Genomic DNA, 21,553 nt, shown 5'->3' with positions numbered 1-21,553 from the left:
CACCTGAAGGCCTGATGAAGGGGTGGGCTAACCCCCCAATGTGTTGTGAGATCCGGTGCTCGTGCGGGCGCCGAGGCGCACCTGGGCACGGTCGGCGAACCAGGTGCGCAGGCCGAACACTATCGACGCCGTGATGAAAAAACCGGCGATGACGTAGGCGGCGCTCTTCACGCCGGGGATCGCCGCGGCGTAGTAGCCCGTCAGGGTGATCCCGACACCCCAGGCCAGGGCTCCGACGATGTTGCTGGAGAGGAACCTGTAGTAGTTCATGCGGCCGACTCCGGCCACCACGGGAACGAACACCCGGGCCCAGGGCATGAAGCGGGCCACGACCACGGCCCACCAGCCGTACTTGAGGTAGAAGGACTCCGTTTTCACGATCATCTGCTGGGTGCGCCGGCCGCCGCGTTTGTCGAGATAGCCACGACCGTATCGGCGCCCGAGCAGGAAGCCCACCTGATCGCCGAGGAACGCGGCGATGCCGACGCCGACGGCCAGCACCACGATGTTCAGGTTCGTCGTGGACGCGGCCACCAGGCCGGCGCCGAACAGGAGCGAGTCGCCGGTGATGAACGGGATGAACACCCCCAGGAACAGGGCGGTGCCGGCGAACACGAGTGCCCAGACGAGCAGGTAGAACACCACGACACCCGCGCTGGAGAGGAAGTCGCTGAGCTGGCCGTCCAGGGCCGCGGCGCGGACCATCGGCTAGCGCGCCAACCCGTCGAAAACGGCACCGTTGTAGGTGAAGGCGGCATCGACCTCGGCCACGAGGGCGTCAACCTCGGCTGGTGCGAGCGACATGGCGTTCAACCGGTCGCGGTAGGCACGCTTGTACTGCACGATGTTGTTGATCGCGTCGAACCTGTAGAAGCCCAGCTGTTCGGGCACGGCGCCGTAGTGCCGGGCCACGAGTGCCGCGATGGCCTGGCCGCCCGACAGATCACCGAGGTAGCGGGTGTAGTGGTGGGCCAGGCAGCGCACCCGGTCGGCGCTGGTGAGGGACTGCAGGTGGGCGATGTACTCGGTGGTCGCGGCCAACGGCGGATGTTCCCGGCGCCAGTCGATGACGCCGAGCGCGGCGAGGTCGCTTTCGATGGCGGGCAGCCGGTCGAGGGCGGGGTCGAAAACGTCGATACGGTCGACCTGGGATACCCGGTCGACGAGCTGTTCGAGGGCCTCGTAGACCCAGGCGTACTGCCCGAGGTACCGGGTGTAGTCCGCGAGCGAGAGCTCGCCGCTCATCAGCTCGGTGATGAAGGACCGGGTCTCGGTATCACGATGCTGGTTGCTCGAGCTGGCGCGAAGGTAGTCGGCCAGAGTCTGCTGCTGGTCCAGGGGGTGCTGCGCGGAGATGGGGGTCGCGGTCATGAGAACCGATCTGCTGGGAGACGAGTAAGGCAATCCTAACCAGAGCGCATCCAGGGTGGCCAGAATCGGAGAGAATTCTCGGTTGCAGCGGAGCCGGACGGCATCTGAGTGCCGACAGCCGGTGCCCGTTGGTGCGGGAGAAGGGACTTGAACCCTCACGCTCGAAAGCACAGGTACCTAAAACCTGCGTGTATACCAATTTCACCACTCCCGCAGTGCTGGTCCAGTCTAGAGTGCCCCGGTTCGCGGCGGAGTGGTGAGGCGGTCACCCGGCCGGGCCGGGCTGTGGATAACTCGCACGCGCGAGTCCGGTTGTGCAGCAGGATTCCTTCATGACCGAGGCCGTGCGCATCATCACCGAGCAGGTGCGGCTGCGCGTGCGCCGCGACGGCGTCGACCTGGCCGCCGACGACACCCTCGCCGACCAATACGTGCGCGACGAGGTGCGCCGGTACAGCGAGCGGGCCCTCGGCGGGTCGTTGCCGTTGCTCACCGATGAGTTCCAGGCCACCAGGGAGGTGGTCGCCGCGCTCACCGGGTTCGGTGCCCTGCAACCGTTCCTCGACGACCCCGACATCGAGGAGATCTGGATCAACTCGCCCAGCCGGGTGTTCGTCGCCCGTGACGGTGTGCCCGAGTTGACCCCGATGGTGCTCACCGAGCGAGAGGTGCGCGACCTGGTCGAGCGGATGCTGCAAGCGTCCGGGCGCCGGGTCGACCTGTCCTCGCCGTTCGTGGATGCGTCCCTGCCCGACGGGTCCAGGCTGCACGTCGTGATCCCGGACATCACCCAGCGGTACTGGTCGGTCAACATCCGCAAGTTCACCCGGCGCATCCGGGATCTCACCCAGCTCGTGGCGCTGGGTGCACTCACCCAGCCGGCCGCGGAGTTTCTGCGGGTGTGCGTGCGGGGCGGGCAGAACATCCTCGTCTCCGGTGCCACCCAGACCGGCAAGACCACCATGCTCAACGCCCTGTTGTCGGCCACGCGCCGCACCGAACGCATCATCACTGTGGAGGAGACCTTTGAACTGAGCGTTGGGGCGCGCGACGTCGTGGCCATGCAGTGCCGGCAGCCCAGCCTGGAGGGCGCGGGGGAGATCACCCTGCGGCGGCTGATCAAGGAATCACTGCGGATGCGGCCCGACCGGCTGGTTGTGGGCGAGGTGCGTGAAGCGGAGAGCCTGGACCTGCTCATCGCGCTCAACAGCGGGCTGCCCGGCATGTGCTCGATCCACGCCAACAGCGCCAGGGACGCCCTCGCCAAGCTGTCGACGCTGCCGTTGCTGGCCGGGCGCAACATTGACTCCTCGTTTGTGCTGCCCACCGTGGCCGGCTGTATCGACATCGTGCTGCACTGCGAGATGGACAGGCACGGGCGCCGGCGGGTGACCGAGATCATCGCACCGAGCGGTCAGCTCACCGGCGCCACCATCGAAGCGAGCCCGCTGTTCCTCATGAAGAACGGGGTGCTGGAGCACACCGGCGGGTTCCCCACCAAACTCGCCAAGTTCCGGGCCGCCGGTCTCGACCCGGCCGAGGTGCTGCGGAGGGGAGCGTCATGACCCTGGTGCTGGGCAGCCTGCTCGGTGCGGGGCTGGTGCTGCTGAGCGCACCGCTGCTGTGGCCGGCCACCGGAGGCGCGTCCCGCGGTGGCCGGCTGGTGTCGGGCTGGCGGGCCCGGCTCGCGCAGGCCGGCTTCGGGGCGGTGCCGGTGTCGGTGTTCGCCGCACTGTCCGCGGTGCTCGCGGTGGCCGCTGCCGCGCTCGCCGAGGCGGTGCTGGGCGTACAAGCGCTCACGCTGGTGGTGGGTGTGGTCTGGCTGGTGCTGCCCACCCTCATCGTGCTGTGGCGGGCCAGGGCCAGGCGGCGGCTGAACCGCACGGTCTGGCCCGATGTGGTCGACCACCTGGTCTCCGCCGTGCGGTCGGGGCTGGCCCTGCCCGATGCCGTGAGCAGCCTGGCCCAGGCCGGGCCGGTGGTCACCCGCACGGCGTTCGCCGAGTTCGAGCGGGAGTACCGGGCCACCGGCAACTTCGGCTACAGCGCCGACACACTCAAGGCCTCCCTCGCCGACCCCTTCGCGGACCGGTTGATCGAGACGCTGCGGATGGCGCGGGACGTGGGCGGCAGCGACCTCACCGTGGTGCTCCGCAGCCTGTCGAACTGGTTGCGGCAGGAAGCCGCGGTGCGGGCCGAGGTCGAGGCCAAGCAGTCCTGGGTGGTGAATGCCGCCCGGCTGGGCGTGGCAGCACCGTGGATCGTTCTGGTGCTGATCAGCAGCCGACCGGAGGCGGCTCAGGCCTTCAACACCCCGGCCGGAACCGTCGTCATCCTGGGCGGACTCACCGTTTCCGTCCTGGCCTACCGCGTGATGCTCATAGTGGGGCGGCTGCCGGAGGAACGTCGGTGGTTCCAGTGACGGCGCTCGCCTGGGGTGCCTTCTTCGGGTCGGTGCTGGGCATCGGACTGTGGTCGCTGGTGAGCCTCACCCCGCGGCTGAGCCGGCCCCGGCTCGCGAACCGGCTGGCGCCATACCTGCTCGATGTGTCGGCCGAGGCCCGGGTCTTCGTTGGCCGCCGCTCCGTCGACCCGATCCCGGTCCTGGGCACCCTGTTCTCGCCGGTGTTCGAGGCCCTCGCGCAGGCCCTGGCCAGTGCGCTCGGCGGCGCCGACGTCATCGAGCGTCGTCTCCGGCAGTCGGGCTCTTCCCGCACCGTCGACGCCTTCCGCTCCGAGCAACTGGTCTGGGCGCTGATCGGCACCGCCGGCGCACTGCTGTTTGCGCTCGGCTCACCGCTGGGTCGCAGCTGGCCGCTGATCGTGCAGATCGCGGCGCCCGTGCTCGCAGCGGGGGCGGGGGTGCTGCTGCGGGACACGGTGTTGAAACGGGCGGCGACGGCACGCCTGGCCCGTATCGACAGCGAGCTGCCCACCATCCTGGAATTCCTCACCCTGTCCCTGGCGGCCGGCGAGGGCATCCTCGATGCCCTGCGCCGCGTGTCCCGCAGCACCTCGGGGGAGTTGTCCCGCGAGTTCGCCGGGGTGATCGGTGACGTTCATGCCGGGGTGTCGCTCAGCACGGCGCTCACCGAACTGTCCACCCGGATGCGCCTCATGTCGCTGACCCGGTTCGTGGACCAGGTCGTCGGGGCGATCGACCGCGGCTCCCCGCTCGCCGAAGTGCTGCGGGCCCAGGCCCAGGACGGCCGGGAGGAATCCAAACGGCATCTGCTCGAGGCGGCGGGCAAAAAGGAGGTGGCGATGATGGTGCCGCTGGTCTTCCTGATCCTGCCGATGACCATCCTTTTTGCGATTTTCCCCGGGCTGTTCGTTCTGCAGGCCGGCTTCTAGGCGTCCCATCCGTGCATCACCCGAGAGAAAGCAGGACACCGTGAGCCTCATCCAACTACAGAACCGTATCCGCGAAGGGCTGCACGACGAGAGGGGAGACGTACCGGGCTGGGTGCTGATCACGCTGATGACAGCCGGGCTGGTCATGATCATCTGGGGTCTGGCCGGCCCCGCGCTCAGCGGTATCTTCGAGCAGGCCATCGATCGGGTCAGCAGTATCTAGCGGATGCCCTGATACCGAGATGATCCGCAGCTGGCGGTGTGCACCGGGCGACGCCGAGCGTGGCACGGCGGTGGCCGAGTTCGTGATGGTGGCGGCGCTGCTCACCGCGCTCACGCTGGCGGTCCTGCAGCTCGCGCTCGCCCTGCACATCCGCAACACGGTGCTGGATGCGGCGGCGGAAGGCGCCCGGTACGCCGCGCTGGCCGACAGCGGCCTCGAGCAGGGCGCCGCTCGCAGCCGCGACCTGATCACGGCGGCGCTGGGACCGGCCTACGCCGCAGATGTCACGGCCAGTTACGCCGATGTCGCCGGGCAGGCGGGCGTGCAGGTGCGGGTGGTGGCCCCGCTGCCGATGTTCGGTCTGTTGGGCGTGGACCGTGGCCTGGAGGTGAGGGGACATGCGGCCGTGGAGGGGCTGGAAACCGAGTGACCGGCGGTGGCTGCCGGCCGGTGAGCGCGGGTCGGCATCGCTCGAGTTCATCACCGCCGGCCTGATCCTGTTGGTGCCGCTGGTCTACCTGGTCCTGACGATGTCGGTGGTGCAGGGCGGTGCGTTCGCGGTTGAGGGCGCGGCCCGGCAGGCGGCCCGGGTCTACGTTCAGGCGCCCACCTCCGGCGACGCCGAGGCCCGCGCCGAGCGTGCCGTGCTGGTGGGGCTGGCCGACTACGGCATCGATGCGGCCGACGCCGAGGTGACAATCACCTGCGCGGGGTCCGCCGTGTGCCTGTCCCGGCGCAGCGTGGTGACGGTGACGGTGCGGGTGGTCGTTGACCTGCCCTTCGTGCCCGCCGTCATCACCCAGTCGCACGGCGGCAACATCCCGCTGCAAGCCTCGGCCACCCAGACGGTGTCCAGATTCTGGCACGAGGGGTGACCCCGATGGCGCAGAGGACCCAGCGTGGCATCGGCCGCGGCGACCGGAACGAGGACGGATCGACCCTGCTGCTCACCATCTTCTACGGCTTTCTGGCGCTCCTGGTGGTGCTGATCGTGGTGGCTGCCACGAGCCTCTACCTCGAGCGCAAGAAGCTGTTCACGCTGGCGGATGGTGCGGCGCTCGCCGCGGCGGAATCGTTCACCCTCGACGCTGTTGCGATCGAGGCCGGTGAACTGCATGCGGCCCTGACGACCGGCGAGATCCGGGCCGCGGCGACCGCATACCTGGCCGCGGCACCGCACCCGGGCATCGACAGCCTGCTGCTGGCCCGAGCCGACACGGCGGACGGGCAGAGCGCCACGATCACCCTGCGGGCCTGGTGGCGGCCGCCTGTGCTGACCCTGTTCGTGCCCGACGGCCTGCCCGTGGAGGTGACGGCGGTGGCCCGGTCGGTGTTCCACTGACCGGTGCCGTGGGTTTCCTGCCGTTCACCGGGGGTTCACCGCCGCTCTGCGCTGCCCGGTTAGCGTCGTCGTGTCGGTCCGGGTCCAGGGCCAGCCACCCACCAATTCCAAGGGGAAAACACCGTGTACCGTGCGTCCAAGTCACCCATCCGCCGAACAGGGCGCAGCGCGCTCATGGTCGCAGCGACCGGCCTCATCGCCGGCGCCAGCATTTTCGCCCCGCTCACCGCGTACGCCGCCACCGACGACCACGGCGGGGCCGCCCGCAACGCCGGCGACAAGACCGCCGCCATCCGCGAGTCGATCGTCGACGGGCCGGCCAAGAACGTCATCCTGCTGATCGGCGACGGCATGGGCGACAGCGAGATCACGGTGGCCCGCAACTACGCCGAGGGCGCCGCAGGGGCGTTCGCCGGCATCGACGCGCTGCCGTTGACCGGCCAGTACACGACCTACGCGCTCAACAAGGACGGCACCCCGAACTACGCCTCCGAGTCGGCCTCCACCGCCAGTGGCTGGTCCACCGGCACGAAGACCAACAACGGCGCGCTCTCGGTCGACATCGCGGGCACCCCCCAGTCGACGCTGCTCGAACTGGCCAAGGCCAACGGGCTGCGCACCGGCAACGTGTCGACAGCCGAAATCCAGGACGCCACCCCCGGCGCCCAGGTCGCCCACGTCTCCGCGCGCGGCTGCTACGGACCGGTGAAGACCACGGCGAACTGTGCCTCCGAGGCTCTCGAGAACGGCGGGCTGGGCTCCATCTCCGAGCAACTGCTCACGCTGCGCCCCGATGTGGTGCTCGGCGGCGGTTCGGCAACCTTCAACGAGAAGGCCGTCGCCGGCGACTGGGCCGGTCAGACGCTCTTCGAGCAGGCCACCGACCGCGGCTACCAGCTGGTGAATGACGCGGCCGGCCTGGCCTCCGTCGCCGCGGCCGACCAGAGCGCCCCGGTGCTCGGACTCTTCACCCCGGGCAACTTCCCCACCCGCTGGATCGGCCCGGAAGCCACAGTCGGCGGCGCCGACCTCGCCCCGGTCTCCTGCACCGCGAACCCCGCGCGTCTGGACACCGGCCTGTCATTGGCCTCACTGACCGACAAGGCCATCGACCTGCTGTCGGCCGACAGCGAGCAGGGCTTCTTCCTGCAGGTCGAGGGTGCCAGCATCGACAAGCGCGACCACGCGGCGGATGCCTGCGGCCAGATCGGCGAGACCGTCGACCTCGATGAGGCCGTGCAGTCGGCCCTCGCCTTCGCCAAGGCCGACGGCAACACTCTCGTCGTGGTGACCGCCGACCACGCCCACACCAGCCAGATCGTCGGCTCCACTCCGCCCGGCCTCAGCGTCGCCCTGACCACCGAGGAAGGCTCGCCGATGCTCGTGAGCTACGGCACCGCCAAAGCCGGCGAGTCACAGCAGCACACCGGATCCCAGGTGCGCATCGCCGGCTACGGCCCCGGCGCGGCCAACGTGCTCGGCCTGACCGACCAGACCGACCTGTTCTTCACCTCGTCCAACGCGCTCGCCCTGAACACGGACCTCAAGTCCCTCAGCGCCGCCGCCACTCTCACCCTCGACCAGGCCACCGTGGCGCCCGGTGCGGACTTCACCGCGACGGGTGCCGGGCTGGCCGCCGACTGGCGGGCCACCAGCGAGGTGACGACCTCCGCTTCGACCGACCCGCTGGGCGTCGCCGACGTGATCGACGGTCAGGCCGTGTTCACCGGCACCGCGCCGACCGCCCCCGGACAGTACACGGTCACCCTCACCGGCGCCCAGACCGGCGTCTCGGTGTCGGCCACGCTCACCGTCGCCGCGGCGGGGGCGACCCCGGCGCCGACGGTTGCTCCGACGGCAGCGCCTGCCGGAGCGGTCACCGGCGCCGGCCCCACGAACACCGTGGCGGCGGGAGTCGCCGCGGCCATCGGCGGCGTCCTCGCGTCCACCGGTGCACAGATCGCTCCGCTGGTGGGCGCAGCCGCGCTGCTGCTGGCAGCGGGCGGCGTGCTCATCGCGGTCCGTCGTCGCCGGCACGGCCTCATCTAGCCGAAAGCCGTTCGGGCCGGCTGCCCGACAACCAGCGAAGGCCGCTCCTAACCGGGGCGGCCTTCGCCGTCGTCAGCCGGGCTCGGTAGAGTTCCAAACATGAAACGCATCGACTACTACGGCAGAAGCTTCACCGTCTCCGACCGGTTCGCGGACGCGCTCGTGAGCTACCTCAACGACGCCGTGACCGCGGGCAAGCCGCTGGGGGAGTTCTTCCCGGTGCGCTGCTACACCACCGACCCGGCCCGAACCGTTGACGTCACCATCCAGGTGGTGTCTGGCGTGCCGCTGCTGGTGTACCCGGCCGATGCGGCCTTCGACGGCGTCGCCGAGATCGAGGACGACCCGGCCGCCCTGGGCCGGTTGGGCTACCGACGCGGCTGACCCCACGCCACGAGCAGGTTGACGGCCGGTAGTGTCGTCGGAGTGCCGCATCCGGTCGGCGGGGGAGAACAGTGACAGCCAAGCGTGACCGCATCACCGGCGCCGGAGCCCAACTCGTCACCGAGGTGACCATCAACTACGGTTCGTCGTTGGCCGGGTTGCTCATCCCCGTGGTCGGCTCGCCCGTCGTCGTGGCGGTGCGCCAGCTCGTGATGGCGATCGCCGTGCTGCCGTTCTACCGGCCCAAGTTCGTCACCTTCACCTGGGCCCGGCTGTGGCCGGCGTTGCTGCTGGGCGTGGTGCTCGCGGTGATGAACCTCACCTTCTACGAGTCGGTGGACCGGCTCGGCCTCGGTGTGGCCGCGACCATCGAGTTCCTCGGCCCGTTCGCCGTGGCGCTGGCTGCGTCCCGCCGCTTCCTCGACTTCGTCTGCGCGGCCGCGGCCGCCGGCGGGGTGTTCCTGCTCACCTGGTCGGATGGCACGCTCGACCCGTTCGGCATCGCCCTCGCGCTCACCGCCGCGGCGGCCTGGGCCGGCTACATCCTGCTCACCCGCCGCGTGGCCACCCAGCTGCCGGGCCTGGAGGGCATCACCATCGCCAGCCTGGTCAGCCTGGTGCTGCTCGTTCCGCTGGCGCTGGTCACCGTGGACTACTCGAAGCTGAACTGGGGCGTGATCGGCCTGCTCGTCGCCGTTGGAGTGCTGTCGTCGGCGTTCCCGTACACGCTGGACACGTTCATCCTGCGCCGGATCACCCCGCGGCTCTACGCGATCATCACGAGCTTCGGCCCGGTCGTCGCGGCGGTCTTCGGGGTGCTGGTGCTCGGCGAGACGCTGCTGCTGCAGCAACAGATCGCCATCGTCGTGGTCTGCGCTGCCGCCGGCGCGGCGATCGCCACCCAGCGCGAACAGCCGGTCTCCGACCTGGAGCGCACCGCCCGCGCCATCCCGTAGACGGCGGCCCCTGCCGACTCGCCGCGAAAGCACCCTTCGCGGGCGCTGAAGGGGAACTTGGCGGCAGGTCGAGGAGGCACCCCACGTCGACGTGCCGCAAACAGCCCCTTCAACTCTCCGGAAGGGGCACTTTGCGGCGGCTCGGCGTGACGGCGGCCGGGTGAGTTGCCACTTCACGCCCGTTCGGGATGCCCGAGGGGGCCGGAACTGGCAACTCGGGTGCACGGCCGCCGGCGAGATGGCAGTTAGTGCCCCCTCAGGGCTCCGGAGGGGGCCGGAACTGGCAACTCGGGTGCAGACCGTGCGGGTGAGCCGCGCGGCTCAGTCCCGAGTGGGGATGGCTTCCAGGGCGTCGGTCTCGAGAGCGGCGACGAACTCGTAGGCCACCAGCTCGCGCGGGGTCTCTTCGATGCCCGCCAGCGGGGCCAGCACCTTCGACTCGTCGAGGGCGCTGAGCTTGCGGGCGGTGGGCAGCACCTGGCGTTCCATTGAGCCGACGAAACCGTTGTAGTCCTTCACGGTGCGCTCGATCGCCCGGCCGAGCTTCTCGATGTGGGTGGCGGTGGTGGCCAGCCGGGAGTACAGCTCGCGGCTGAGGTCGAAGAGCACCTGCGCGTCGTGGGTGAGCACATCCTGCTGCCAGCTGAACGCCACGGTCTTCAGCACCGACCACAGGGTGACGGGGGAGGCCAGCGCCACCCGTTTGCTGAACGCGAACTCCATCAGCGACGGGTCGGCCTCCAGCGCCGACGACACCAGCGACTCGCTGGGAATGAACGCGATCACGAGTTCGGGGGAGGCCGCCAGGCCCTGCCAATACGCCTTGCTGCCCAGCGCGGTGACGTGGTCGCGCACGGCCTTCACGTGCGCCTTCATGAACACGGCGCGCTGGGCGCCATCCGCGCCGGTCGCGGTCGCCGGGATCTGGCTTGCCTCGAGGAACGCGGTGAAGGGCACCTTGGCGTCCACGGCGATGTTCTTGCCGCCCGGCAGGTGCACCACCATGTCGGGCCGGCCCGCGCCGGCATCCGAGGTGATGCTGGACTGCACGTCGAAGTCGACCCGTTCGATGAGCCCGGCGGCCTCCACCACGCTGCGCAGCTGGGTCTCGCCCCAGACGCCGCGGGTGTTGTTCGCGCGGAGCGCCGACGCCAGGGATTCCGCGGTGCTGCGCAGCCGTTCCTCGGACTCGGTGGCCGAGCGCAGCTGTTCGGTGAGCTCACCGTGCTGCAGGCTGCGCTGCTGCTCCAGCTCGGCAACCTTCTGCTGCATGTTCGCCAGGCTGTCTTTCACCGGGGCCAACGCCTGCAGAACCTGGCTCTCCTGCCGGTCCCGTTCGGTGCGGGCGGCCTGGTCGTCGCGTTGCCGGTCGACGATTTCCCGGTACTGCCGCCGCTGGTCGGCGATCTGGTCACGTAGGCCGTCGGCGGTGGCCTGCATCGAGGCGAGTTCCTCCCGCAGCAGCGACTGCACGCCGGCCTCCCTGGCGCGGGTGTCGGCGAGCACCACCTGGTGCCGGGCCTCGAGCACGGCCGGATCGTCGACCGCGGGGGCGGCCGACCGGCGGCGCTGGAAGAACACGGCGCTCACGAGGGCACCGAGGAGCACACCGAGAAGAAGGCCGAGGAGAAGGGCGCTGAGATCCATGCGGCCAGTCTGACAGCGGCCACCGACACCGCCGGGAGCCGCGGCGCGCGCCGTGCGGCCGGAGAAGCCGACTCAGCCAGGTGCCGGCTAGTTCAGCGCCATCGGGCCGTGCGTAGCGCGGTGTTCCAGGGTGGCGACCGGGCCGATCACGCCCACGTTGACCCCGCAGATACGGGCGAGGTCTTCGATGGTGTCGGCGCCGTGCCGATCGGCGGCGTGGATCATGATCGCGGCGCAGGCCTCGGAGTCGGCCAGGGCGTTGTGGTGCGAGAAGTCCTCGAAGCCGGCGGCCATCGCCGCGACGGGCAGCCGGTAGGAGTCGAGGTGGTAGGTCTTGCGGGCCACCTGCAGGCTGCAGACGTAGCGGAAGTCGGGCACCGTCATGCCTGTGATCGCGGATGCGGTCTTGATCACGCCCAGGTCGAAGCCCGCGTTGTGCGCCACGAGCAGGTCGCCGTCGGCGAAGTCGACGAGGTTGGGCAGCTGCTGCGACCAGCTCAGCGCGCCCGCCACGTGCTCGGGGTAGATGCCGTGGATGCGGATGTTCCATTCCTGGAACGCGTCGTGGCCTAGCGGCGGCTTGATGAACCAGCCGATCTTGTCGACGACCACGCCGTCGCGCACCTTCACCAACCCGACCGAGCAGGCCGAGGCGGCCGAGGAGTTGGCGGTTTCGAAATCGATGGCGGTGAAGTTGACGGGCACGCCTCATGGTCTCACGCGCCACCGACGCTGCCGTGCCGTGGGCATCCGCCGGCCGGTGCGTGCCGTGAATCGACGCGTCCGCAGAGTCTGAGCCGGTACCATGGACTCTCGTGGCTCTTACTATTGCAATCGTCGGACTGCCCAATGTCGGCAAGTCCACCCTCTTCAACGCGTTGACCAAGAACAACGTGCTCGCGGCGAACTACCCGTTCGCCACCATCGAGCCCAACGTTGGCATCGTCAACCTGCCCGACCACCGCCTGGCGAAGCTGGCGAAGGTGTTCGGCAGCGAGCGTCTGTTGCCGGCACCGGTGTCGTTCGTCGACATCGCCGGCATCGTGCGCGGCGCCAGCGAGGGTGAGGGCCTGGGCAACAAGTTCCTCGCCAACATCCGTGAGGCCGACGCCATCGCGCAGGTCATCCGAGGCTTCGCCGACCCCGATGTGGTGCACGTCGACGGTGCGGTCAACCCGGCCGGCGACATGGAGACCATCAACACCGAGCTCGTTCTCGCCGACCTGCAGACGCTGGAAAAGGCGATCGTGCGGTACGAGAAGGAGACCAAGGGCCGCAAGCTCGACCCGAGCGTTCTGAAGACCGCGCTCGAGGCGCAGACCTTCCTCGACACCGGCAAGCCGCTGTCGGCGTCGAAGATCGACGTCGAGCCCATCCGCGAACTCGGCCTGCTCACCACCAAGCCGTTCATCTACGTCTTCAACGTCGACGAGGCTGTGCTGCAGGATGCCGAGAAGCTGGCCACGCTGGCCGCTCTCGTCGCTCCGGCCAACGCCGTGTTCCTCGACGCCAAGCTCGAGTCCGAGCTCGCCGAGCTCGACGAAGACGATGCCGCCGAGATGCTGGCCTCCACCGGCCAGGAGGAGAGCGGACTCAACCAGCTCGCCCGCATCGGCTTCGACACCCTCGGCCTGCAGACCTACCTCACCGCCGGCCCCAAGGAAACGCGGGCCTGGACCATCCACAAGGGCTGGACCGCCCCGCAGGCTGCCGGAGTCATCCACACCGACTTCCAGAAGGGCTTCATCAAGGCCGAGGTCTTCGCGTTCCAGGACCTCATCGACGCCGGCTCCGTGGTGGAAGCCCGTGCCAAGGGCAAGGCTCGTATCGAGGGCAAGGAATACGTCATGCAGGACGGCGATGTCGTGGAGTTCCGCTTCAACGTCTAGATCCTGACCCCCAAGGACTTCTGCGATAGCCGCTCAGAACACCTGTTCTGAGCGGCTTTGCGCTTCTGTGGCGACCCCTGGTCAAAAGATTGCCTGTTCAGGGCGGCATCTGGTGTGACGTAGGCAAGCTAGCATGGGGCTGCTCGGGGGGTCCGGCGCGCGTGGGATGGGGGTAGTCGGAATGGGACTGATTTCACATCAAGATTCCGAAACTAGCGGGGCAGCTGCGGGAACCGTGCCGGGAAGTACCCTTCCGGTCGTGGCCGGCGGGCCTCCGTCCCACTGGCTGTTTTGGTCCTACCTGTGGCGGTATTCTCTGCTTTTTGTCGTTCTGATCGGTGGCTGGGGAACGTACTGGGGGATTGTGGGAGGCGCCGGCAACCCCGCATATACCGATCAGGGCATGGTCGTCGACATGGCCGTCACCGGCTTCATATTCGGAGCCCTAGGCCAGGTTATTGCCTTCGCCGTGGCTGTAACCCTCTTCGTGCGCTCGGCGCCTGCCCGTCGGCGGTGGGCAGCACACCGGCAGGCCGGTTGGACGACGGCGCAGTGCAGGGCCGATGACGCTCGCCGGTCGGGTGTGGAGCATATCCGGATGCTCAATGCCTGTTTGCGCAAACTCGGGCTCCGCCCGGTTCCGCCGCCCACTCCGTGGACGCCGCCACCGCCCAAGAAACCGACGGTGATGAGCCGGTTGTCGGTTGTGCTGGTTATCCTCATGGTCGTCTTCGGCGTGGTCATCCTTGCCAGTCCGTGGTTGGACACGAGGGATGTCCAGTCCATTCGGTGCGAGGTGGTGTCCGCCGAGCCGAGAACGACCTCAAGCGGATTGAGAGGGTCAGTTACGACCGTATCCGTTCTGGTGAAGACACAGGACTGCGGTCCGCTCGCAGTTCATTGGGGCGTGACCAGCGATAACCAGGACGAGATCGCAGCCAGCTTCATACCCGGGGCGACCTATGAGTTCGACATCGGCTGGTTCAGCCGCACGTTCTTCAAGAACGGAATTCAGTCGGCGCGGGATTATCGGCTGATCGGGAAACCCGCCTGAGCCTTGCAGGCGCCACTGGCGCTGGCTCGTGGCTATCATGGAGACCTTGAGTAATCCCATGCTGACGGCAGTCATCCCTGTCTCAGATGCGCTGGATCCGGCTAGGGGAGACGCAGCGGATCGACACGAGAATCGGATCCATAGTGGACTACGCAGCACGGCAACAACGCGCTCAGCAACTGGTGCAGGAGATGGACCTCCCACGCCCCCTGAACTCGGACATTCTGCACCACCATATGGAGCAGATTCGCAAAAAAAAGATCGTCATCGTGCAGGCGCCTCAGGGAATGATCGACAGTGGAATCTGCGCGCTCTGGCTCGAGGTGGCCGGTGAAGAATTTGAGCGGATCTACTGCGCGCCAACAGATTCGGCCGTCCATCGGCAGCAGTTCCTGAATCATGAATTCGGACACATGATCCTCAACCACAAGAAAATGATCGTTCCGGCCGACAGGGTCGCACTTCTCGCACCGCTCATCCCGATGAACGCAATCGTCTCGGCTCTGTCCAGAAACAGCTTCACCGATGAGGAAGAAGCAATGGCGGAGGCTATCGGGGACGAGCTTGCGATGATTCTTCGGAAGGACGCGTCGATAAGCAGGCGCGGAGCCGAGACCGGATTCGGGCAGGTTCTCTGATGTTCGCCCTGATCGAATACGCGGTGCTCGCGGCCCTCTGGGGCACGACACTTCTCCTGCTGCCCAGCGCGCTCCGCGGGAAACGGCGTCTGCTTTTCTGGTTCATGGTGGCCTTCGCTGTCACAATGTCGCTGATCGCCGACGGCCCGTATGCATTCGTCGACGAGCTCTTGGGCGGAGTCGACACAACGTATTTCATCTTCCACGCGACGGCCATCATCTGTGTGGCCTTGTTCGACTGCCTCATTCAGACAGCTGTCTCAAAAGCCGGACTCACCTCGACGCGCAAGCGACTAGCCGTGTGGGGAGCGACCGGACTCATCCTCGTTCAGGCTGCCCTCTTCTTCGGCAGCGACTGGAACATTGACAACATCCAGTTCATCGGCCCTGGCGACTGGAGCCAGCTGGTCTACAGCTTCACGACCTGGATTGCGCTGATCGTTCTCGCGATCTCGACAATGGTCGCTTGCTCGACGGACTACAAACGTCAGTCGGACACAACGCTCAAGACGGCACTCGTGATCATCTCTGCCGGGTGTGCAGTCGTGTCGCTCTACGTCGTCATTCAGATGGGTGTAGCGATCAACAGGGCGACAGGTGGCACCCACGTCAGCGCAATAGTTGATTTCTTATCGGTGGCGTGCCCGCTCCTCGCACCCGTTCTCCTCTCGGTTGGTCTCGGTCTCCGTCTGCTGGTCGGAGTTTCCAGGACCCTGAGCGACGCAGGCAGAAGCCGGCGGCTGCTGTGGAAGGTCACCCCACTCTGGGAGCGGCTGCTGGCTGACCGACCTGAGCTCAGCATTGAAGCACCGATATCACGGGTAGCGCTCTTCTTCCGGGGGAGCCACGCGTTACACCTCCACCGCCGCTACGTCGAGGTTCGTGACGCTCTCCTTCTCCACCCCGACCAGTCACTCTCAGCTCGCGAAGTCAAGCTCATCCAGAGGATCGAAGAGCATATTCGTCAGGCGTCAGATACATCTCGCGGGACCGCAAACGACTCGAGGACCGATGAGTACCAAAATGCCCAATGATGCGGATGGGACAGGGACCCCGCTGCCCACTCCGCAACTGGAGCTTGCACGCAAGCTGAACCTGCTGCTCGACGTAGTCGTGGCCGAAGGAAACACCCCGTACACCTACCGTGAGATCGCCGCCGGTCTCAAAGCCAGGAAGGTTTCGCTCTCGCGGGCCCGATGGCAGTACATGGTCAGGGGGGAAGGCCCACTGGTCAGTGACGTCCTGCTTCTCACTGAGATCGCAAACTTCTTCGGGATTGCACCGGAGTACCTGCTCGGTTCCGACGATGACCTGCCGGAGCGTATCGACTCCCAGTTGGAGTTGGTCCGCATGATCCGAGTCAAGCGAGTGATCAACTTCGCGGCCCGAACCCTCGGGGATACGTCACCGGAAGCACTTCGAAAGATCACGAAGCTGCTGGAGGACGGATTGTCCGAGTAGCACCTTCCACCGCAAACCTACGAACAAAAGGCTGACTGGTCGGCACGCAGGGCGATGATCACCGTTCCGATAGAGGTAGGGTTAGACATGTCCAAGGGGGGATAAGGGCAATGGTGCGCCGGGAACCAGGGGGCAGGATTTTGGGGGGCCGGCGCGCTTCGTAGTCAACTGGTTTGTGGTGGATCACCTTCCACCCAAAACGTCCCGCCGCGTGGGGGGACGCGGCGGGACGCAACGTGACAATTGGCGTGGGGGGACGCCTCAGGTCACGAATCAATTCTACGGGGGACCGCACAGAAACCTCTGGCCAAACTCGCGTCGGAGTGGCCTGACTGCCGCGTGGAATGAAGCCCAGTCATGCTTGACACAGAGCAGGAATAGTCTGGGCCCCACGCATAGCCAGCCCGAATTCGATGCAGAAGTGGTCTCGTTGACATCCTTTTACTCCTTCCACCTCGCGCACATGCCACTGTTCAGGGCTGCCGGTGCGCTCCTTTCGGCGCCGAAGGCTCCTGGCCTGCGCCACATCGAAGTGCTCGCCGGGATGCAGTTGGGGGCAGCCGTGATCTCCCCGCGCCGGATGCAGTTGCAGCGGATGGCGGTGTTCGCGGAGTGGGAGGACGAGGCAGCCCTTCTCGACTTTCTCGCTCAGCACCCATTCGGCCGGAAGCTGAACGAGGGCTGGCATGTCAGGCTTGAGTTCGTGCGCCGTTGGGGTGAAGTGCGCGAGCTGGCCCCGATGCCAGGCACGGCAGAGCGCTTAGAGCACGATGAGCCCGTGGTTGCCGTAACACTGGCCCGCATGCGTCTGCCCGAACTACCCCGATTCATCCGCTGGGGCCGCCCCGTCGAGCGCCAGATCCGGGACCATCCCGAGGCAACACTGGCCATGGCGGCCATCCGATTGCCGCGGACGGTGTCGACGTTCTCGATCTGGACCAGCACCCAAGCGATGACAGGGATGGTGTTCGGCCGCGATGATGGTGAGGCTGCTCGCCGCCATGCTGACGCGATGACCGAACGCGACCGCCGAGATTTCCACCACGAGTTCACGACGCTGCGCTTCAGGCCGCTGTCGGAGCACGGCTCGTGGGAAGGTCGAACCGACTACGTTCCCTGGCAACAAAACTCAGCAGTGATCCCGGGGGAGCGCGTATAGCCACGCCCCGGCAGCCGGGTGTATTTTTCAGCTGTGGAAGGCTTCACGCACCCTTCGGGCGCCGACCGCGAGTTGGATGAATTGCGCGCGAGGGCCTACGGGCCGGATCCCGATATCGGTGGCGATCCGGCGGCTCTGGCGAGGTTGCGCGAACTCGAGGCGGCGCACCTCGCCGATGTCGAGAGCCGGGCGGATGCCCCCACGATCTCGAGCGCAGCCGGCACGGATGTCGCGCCGTCGCCGCCAGTGAAAACGGGCTCGTGGCGGTCGCTCATACAACGCGCGACGGCGACGCGGTGGAGTCGGGTCGCATGGTCGGTCGGCGCACTGGTCGTCGCGGGTTGGATCGTCGCGACGGTCCTGATCGTATCCGCGCCTCGTCCCGACGCTACTTTGCATCCGACCGCGGCCGAGGCCGACGACCAGGTCCGCAGACTGGTGGTCGAGGAAGCCCCCTGGCACGAGATCGATGCCTCAACCCTTATCGCCTACGGGTCATTCCTCGGCCTCGAGATTTGGTCCGGGGTGAACGCGTTCGACTCGCCGTGTCTCGTGGCGGTGCACCGAGCAAACGACAACCTCTCAGAATCGAGCTGTGCTCCGCCTGCGGCAGACCTCATCATGGACGTCTCGTCGACCGGGGATGGGTTCGAAGGATTCGACGGGGTCGCCGGTGACGGCATCATCAGGTTCATGCTTCATGGCGACACAGTGGATGCCTACGTCTACCTCCTGCCGGAGGCCGACTGATGGACGCATCCTCGCCCCCGTCAGATGCTGAGCGCGAACTGGATGAGCTCCGTAGGAGGGCGTATGGTCCACATCCCGATATCCAGGCCGACCCCGCCGCGATGGCGCGGCTGACGGAACTGGAAGCGGCACGCACCGCGAGCCCGCCCGATGGCGCCGACGCCGAGATCGGCGAACCCGCTGCAGCCGGGGATGACGCGCCGGCCGCTGACCCCGCCGGGACCGCGTCCGGAGCCGATGCGTCGGACTCGGCGGCGTCCGGCGAGGGCTCGTCGCGGTCGCTGTGGCAGCGTCTCACTGCTTCACGCGCCCGCCGTGGCGCGTTGCTGGCCAGCGTGTTGGTGGCCTTTCTTGCCCTCGCGTACACCGTGGCGGGGCTCGTCGGACCGCATCCCGATGCCACAGTGCATCGAATCCCGGACGAGCCAGACGGCGTGGTGCTCTCGATGCTGGGATTCCTCGGAACGGAGCCCGAACTCACCAGCATCCGCGGCTACGAACCGTATCGGGGCTTCGAGCCGTGGTTTGCCGTGGATGCGCAGGGTTTTCAGTGCTTCATGATCATCGACCGTTCGAGTGGCACGTTCGACGGCGCCAATTGTGTACCGCCTGGGGTCGATCTATTCGCCGACATCGGCGCGTGGCCTCTCTTTGGGGACGACTTCATGCGAGGTCTCCCGAACGGGAGCATCATCCGGTTCCACTACCGCGGAGACTCGGTGGACGTCTTCCTCTATCCCTCGTCAGAGGCCGACTGAGGGTCGGGGCATGGGCGAACGCACGATTCCGATCCTTCCCTGCCGTCGGCGCTGGTCACCCTGGACGCCCTCGACGAGATCGAACTGGACCCGAGCGAGGAAACCCGGGTCGCGGGCGCCCGCCGGGATGCCGCCGAACTGCGCTCGGGGCTTGTCGTAGGGTCTTCCCGGTAGCGGCGGGACGAGCGAATCCGCCCGCCCCGCCGGAAGTCAGATCAGGCCGCGTCCCACGCCACCTCCACATCGAGGACCCAGGTGACCCCGAAGCGGTCCGTGAGCATGCCGTACAGCGGTGACCACTGCGACGTCGCGAGGGGTTCGACGACCTCGGAGCCCTCGACCAGCTTTTCCCAGTAGCCGGTGATCTCCGACGCGTCCGCGCCACGGACGGAGACGAAAGCTGGGATCGTGCCCGGCGCGTAGGCCTTCTGGCGCGGCACGTCGTACGCCATGATGCGGAAGCCGTCGTCGGAGGTGACCGAGCCGAAGACGATCTGATCGGCCTCGGCGGGGTCGGTTGCCCGGTGGGCGTCCGCGTAGCTGATGGCGACCAGTTGGCCGCCGAAGACACCCTGGTAGAAGGCCAGGGCGGCCCGGGCATCTCCGCGGAAGTTGAGGTGGGCGGTCGTGTGGATGGTCATGTCTGCTCCTAGATTCGAGGGGATGCGCCGGGTTCGTCCCGGATACCAGCCATGGTTACAGGAGTAGAGGACAGCTTTCGTCCTCTACTGCACCTAGAGTGAAAAACATGACGTCGACCACTTCGCGACTGCTGCTGTTGCTTTCGCTTCTACAGACCCGGCGCGATTGGCCCGGTGCACTCCTCGCCGAGCGGCTCGAGATCAGCCACCGCACGGTGCGTCGGGACGTCGAACGCCTCCGCGAGATGGGCTACAGCATCCACGCCATGAAAGGACCGGACGGCGGCTACAGGCTCGACGCGGGCAACGAACTGCCGCCGCTCCTGTTCGACGACGACCAGGTCATCGCCCTGACCGTGGCCCTGCAAGCCGCCACCGTGACCGGGGTCGGCATCGACGAAGCCGCCGTGCGGGCGCTGACCACGATGCGGCAGGTGATGCCCGCCCGCCTGCGCCACCGTCTGGACGCCCTCGAGTTCACGACCATCCCCACCCGCGCCGGGAACGCCGGCACCGACCCGGTGTCCCCGGATGTGCTCATCGCGCTGTCCACCGCCATCCGTGCCGGTGAGGTTCTGCGCTTCGACTACGCGAGGCGACCCGGCGACACCGGCTCGCCGCCGCCGCGCCGTGTCGAACCCCATCACCTCGTCACCTCGAGCGGGCGCTGGTACCTCGTAGCCTGGGACCTCGACCTGGGTGACTGGCGGATCTTCCGCGCCGACCGCGTTGCTCCGCGCGCACCCACCGGGCCCCGGTTCACCCCACGCGAACTCCCCGGCGGAAACGTGCGCGACTACGTGTCCGCGCGGTTCAAGGGCTCGGCACAGGAGGACTCTTGGCCCTGCCGCGGCACCGTCATCCTGGGACTGCCCGCCAGCGCGGTGCTGCCGTTCGCCGCCGACGGCATCGTCGAAGACCTCGGACCCGACCGCTGCCGCTACGAGGTCGGCTCCTGGTCGTGGGTGGCTCTAGCGGCATCGCTGGGCCGGTTCGACACCACCATCGAGGTCGTCGGCCCGCCCGAGCTCTCCGCCGCCTTCGGCGGCCTCGCCGCGCGCTACCTCGCCATTGCCGCCACCGGTGCGCGCGACTGACCTCCGAGTGGTTGCGGGAAAAAATCGCAGGCCGATCTGGTAATTAGCTGGCTTGGGCGAGTACGCTCTGTGGTACTGACATCCGGGGGGATAGACATGAATAGCAAAGCATCGGTGCTCCACAGGCATGGCTCGATTGCTGCACTCGCAGTTGGCGTGCTGCTCGTAGCGGGATGCGCCGGCGAGCCGGCGAGCGAGCAGCCGGCCAGCGAGAAACCGGCAGCCGGGGCGGCAACCACCGCTCCCACCGCGACGCCGGAGCCGGCTCCGGCCGAGCCGAACCTGGATGATCCGAGTTCATGGCTCATCGGCTACACAGCCATCGGACCGCTGACCCTGCAGGGCCAACTGGCCGACCAGTCCACCTCGACGACTGCGTTCACCACCACGGTCCAGGATGGCTGCCCGTGGGTGACCGCCCTCGACAAGGCTGACTTCCCCAGCATCTGGCTCCCCGACCCGTCGGACTCCGGAGTCGTCGAGCAGATCGTGTTGCAGGCCTGGGGATCCGTGCCCACCGTCGCCGCCAATTCCCCGCAGACCAGCGCCGGAATCGGAATCGGTGCCACCCTGGACCAGGTCACGGTCGCCTACCCCGACATCGAGCAGAACGAAGGCAAGTACGCCCCGTTCTACTCCCTGCCCGACGGTAGCGGACACTGGATCAACTTCGGCTTGAGCGCCGACGGGCTCGTCGACACCATCGTCGTGCGTGACAGCGCTCAGATCGACAGCGAGTACTGCGGCTAGCCAACTAGCGTCGTCCGCGAGCGGAGGTGA

The 21,553-nt window shown here is 67.5% G+C and carries 25 protein-coding genes and 1 tRNA gene; 20 read left to right on the top strand and 6 right to left on the bottom strand.

Going from position 1 to position 21,553, the window contains the following annotated elements; translation table 11 throughout:
- Positions 1-27: 27 nt before the first annotated feature.
- The 3 genes from CXY76_RS01610 to CXY76_RS01600 form a co-directional block, all read right to left on the bottom strand.
- The gene (locus CXY76_RS01610; protein ID WP_233199508.1) at positions 28-705 is read right to left on the bottom strand and encodes a DedA family protein; all 678 of its coding nucleotides are present in this window, start codon (positions 703-705) and stop codon (positions 28-30) included.
- 3 nt (positions 706-708) lie between these two features.
- Positions 709-1,371: a heme oxygenase (biliverdin-producing) gene (locus tag CXY76_RS01605; protein ID WP_104162525.1), complete on the bottom strand. Its 663-nt coding sequence runs from the start codon at positions 1,369-1,371 to the stop codon at positions 709-711.
- A 129-nt stretch (positions 1,372-1,500) separates the two neighbouring features.
- Positions 1,501-1,585, bottom strand: a tRNA-Leu gene (locus tag CXY76_RS01600).
- Positions 1,586-1,703: 118 nt separating this feature from the next.
- Here CXY76_RS01600 and CXY76_RS01595 point away from each other — a divergent pair.
- The 10 genes from CXY76_RS01595 to CXY76_RS01550 all read left to right on the top strand — a co-directional run bounded on the left by CXY76_RS01595 (position 1,704) and on the right by CXY76_RS01550 (position 9,679).
- Positions 1,704-2,936, top strand: a complete 1,233-nt coding sequence (locus tag CXY76_RS01595; RefSeq protein WP_104162524.1) for a CpaF family protein — start codon at positions 1,704-1,706, stop codon at positions 2,934-2,936.
- The gene (locus CXY76_RS01590; protein WP_104162523.1) at positions 2,933-3,793 is read left to right on the top strand and encodes a type II secretion system F family protein; all 861 of its coding nucleotides are present in this window, start codon (positions 2,933-2,935) and stop codon (positions 3,791-3,793) included. Before CXY76_RS01595 ends, CXY76_RS01590 begins: the two co-directional genes overlap by 4 nt.
- Positions 3,781-4,725, top strand: coding sequence for a type II secretion system F family protein (locus CXY76_RS01585; RefSeq protein ID WP_233199507.1), 945 nt, complete (start codon positions 3,781-3,783; stop codon positions 4,723-4,725). The genes CXY76_RS01590 and CXY76_RS01585 overlap by 13 nt, the downstream gene beginning before the upstream one ends.
- Before the next feature lie 40 nt (positions 4,726-4,765).
- Entirely contained in the window at positions 4,766-4,948 is a 183-nt protein-coding gene (locus tag CXY76_RS01580) for a hypothetical protein (protein ID WP_104162521.1), read from the top strand.
- A gap of 19 nt (positions 4,949-4,967) precedes the next feature.
- Complete coding sequence (locus CXY76_RS01575) at positions 4,968-5,378, top strand: TadE/TadG family type IV pilus assembly protein (protein ID WP_104162520.1); 411 nt, start codon at positions 4,968-4,970, stop codon at positions 5,376-5,378.
- Complete coding sequence (locus tag CXY76_RS01570) at positions 5,347-5,823, top strand: hypothetical protein (RefSeq protein ID WP_104162519.1); 477 nt, start codon at positions 5,347-5,349, stop codon at positions 5,821-5,823. The genes CXY76_RS01575 and CXY76_RS01570 overlap by 32 nt, the downstream gene beginning before the upstream one ends.
- 5 nt (positions 5,824-5,828) lie before the next feature.
- Positions 5,829-6,290, top strand: a complete 462-nt coding sequence (locus CXY76_RS01565) for a pilus assembly protein TadG-related protein (RefSeq protein ID WP_104162518.1) — start codon at positions 5,829-5,831, stop codon at positions 6,288-6,290.
- A 174-nt stretch (positions 6,291-6,464) separates the two neighbouring features.
- On the top strand, positions 6,465-8,339 hold the full coding sequence (gene phoA / locus CXY76_RS01560; protein WP_104162517.1) for an alkaline phosphatase: 1,875 nt from the start codon (positions 6,465-6,467) through the stop codon (positions 8,337-8,339).
- Positions 8,340-8,438: 99 nt separating this feature from the next.
- Positions 8,439-8,723, top strand: a complete 285-nt coding sequence (locus CXY76_RS01555) for a hypothetical protein (protein WP_104162516.1) — start codon at positions 8,439-8,441, stop codon at positions 8,721-8,723.
- A 71-nt stretch (positions 8,724-8,794) separates the two neighbouring features.
- Positions 8,795-9,679, top strand: coding sequence for a DMT family transporter (locus CXY76_RS01550; protein WP_104162515.1), 885 nt, complete (start codon positions 8,795-8,797; stop codon positions 9,677-9,679).
- A gap of 321 nt (positions 9,680-10,000) precedes the next feature.
- On the opposite strand, the gene rmuC is transcribed toward CXY76_RS01550, so the two are convergent.
- Positions 10,001-11,326 (bottom strand): DNA recombination protein RmuC, encoded by a 1,326-nt coding sequence (gene rmuC / locus CXY76_RS01545; RefSeq protein WP_104162514.1) that lies wholly within the window; start codon positions 11,324-11,326, stop codon positions 10,001-10,003.
- Between the two features lie 87 nt (positions 11,327-11,413).
- On the bottom strand, positions 11,414-12,031 hold the full coding sequence (locus tag CXY76_RS01540) for an exonuclease domain-containing protein (protein ID WP_104162513.1): 618 nt from the start codon (positions 12,029-12,031) through the stop codon (positions 11,414-11,416).
- Positions 12,032-12,141: 110 nt separating this feature from the next.
- Here CXY76_RS01540 and ychF point away from each other — a divergent pair, with 110 nt between their 5' ends.
- From ychF to CXY76_RS01500, 8 genes are all read left to right on the top strand, one after another.
- The gene (gene ychF, locus CXY76_RS01535; protein ID WP_104162512.1) at positions 12,142-13,215 is read left to right on the top strand and encodes a redox-regulated ATPase YchF; all 1,074 of its coding nucleotides are present in this window, start codon (positions 12,142-12,144) and stop codon (positions 13,213-13,215) included.
- Positions 13,216-13,618: 403 nt separating this feature from the next.
- A complete protein-coding gene (locus tag CXY76_RS01530) occupies positions 13,619-14,269 on the top strand; it encodes a hypothetical protein (RefSeq protein WP_104162511.1) in 651 nt (216 codons plus the stop codon).
- 143 nt (positions 14,270-14,412) lie between these two features.
- The gene (locus tag CXY76_RS01525) at positions 14,413-14,907 is read left to right on the top strand and encodes a hypothetical protein (RefSeq protein WP_146073333.1); all 495 of its coding nucleotides are present in this window, start codon (positions 14,413-14,415) and stop codon (positions 14,905-14,907) included.
- Positions 14,907-15,941, top strand: coding sequence for a DUF6545 domain-containing protein (locus CXY76_RS01520; RefSeq protein WP_104162509.1), 1,035 nt, complete (start codon positions 14,907-14,909; stop codon positions 15,939-15,941). The genes CXY76_RS01525 and CXY76_RS01520 overlap by 1 nt, the downstream gene beginning before the upstream one ends.
- On the top strand, positions 15,931-16,368 hold the full coding sequence (locus CXY76_RS01515; RefSeq protein ID WP_104162508.1) for a hypothetical protein: 438 nt from the start codon (positions 15,931-15,933) through the stop codon (positions 16,366-16,368). Before CXY76_RS01520 ends, CXY76_RS01515 begins: the two co-directional genes overlap by 11 nt.
- A 421-nt stretch (positions 16,369-16,789) precedes the next feature.
- The gene (locus tag CXY76_RS01510) at positions 16,790-17,527 is read left to right on the top strand and encodes a hypothetical protein (RefSeq protein WP_233199506.1); all 738 of its coding nucleotides are present in this window, start codon (positions 16,790-16,792) and stop codon (positions 17,525-17,527) included.
- A gap of 33 nt (positions 17,528-17,560) precedes the next feature.
- The gene (locus tag CXY76_RS01505; protein WP_104162507.1) at positions 17,561-18,277 is read left to right on the top strand and encodes a hypothetical protein; all 717 of its coding nucleotides are present in this window, start codon (positions 17,561-17,563) and stop codon (positions 18,275-18,277) included.
- Positions 18,277-19,035 carry a hypothetical protein gene (locus CXY76_RS01500; RefSeq protein WP_104162506.1) on the top strand — a complete coding sequence of 253 codons (759 nt, stop codon included), beginning with the start codon at positions 18,277-18,279 and terminating at the stop codon, positions 19,033-19,035. Before CXY76_RS01505 ends, CXY76_RS01500 begins: the two co-directional genes overlap by 1 nt.
- Before the next feature lie 215 nt (positions 19,036-19,250).
- Here CXY76_RS01500 and CXY76_RS01495 read toward each other — a convergent pair whose 3' ends face one another.
- Complete coding sequence (locus tag CXY76_RS01495; RefSeq protein WP_104162505.1) at positions 19,251-19,676, bottom strand: VOC family protein; 426 nt, start codon at positions 19,674-19,676, stop codon at positions 19,251-19,253.
- 107 nt (positions 19,677-19,783) lie between these two features.
- On the opposite strand from CXY76_RS01495, the gene CXY76_RS01490 reads away from it, so the two are divergent.
- Positions 19,784-20,773, top strand: a complete 990-nt coding sequence (locus CXY76_RS01490; protein ID WP_104162504.1) for a YafY family protein — start codon at positions 19,784-19,786, stop codon at positions 20,771-20,773.
- A gap of 96 nt (positions 20,774-20,869) precedes the next feature.
- Positions 20,870-21,523, top strand: coding sequence for a hypothetical protein (locus CXY76_RS01485; RefSeq protein WP_146073332.1), 654 nt, complete (start codon positions 20,870-20,872; stop codon positions 21,521-21,523).
- Positions 21,524-21,553: the final 30 nt, after the last annotated feature.

This window comes from Cryobacterium sp. N22 (assembly GCF_002929555.1).
Lineage (GTDB): Bacteria > Actinomycetota > Actinomycetes > Actinomycetales > Microbacteriaceae > Cryobacterium.
This window is presented reverse-complemented; position numbering and strand designations above follow the sequence as displayed.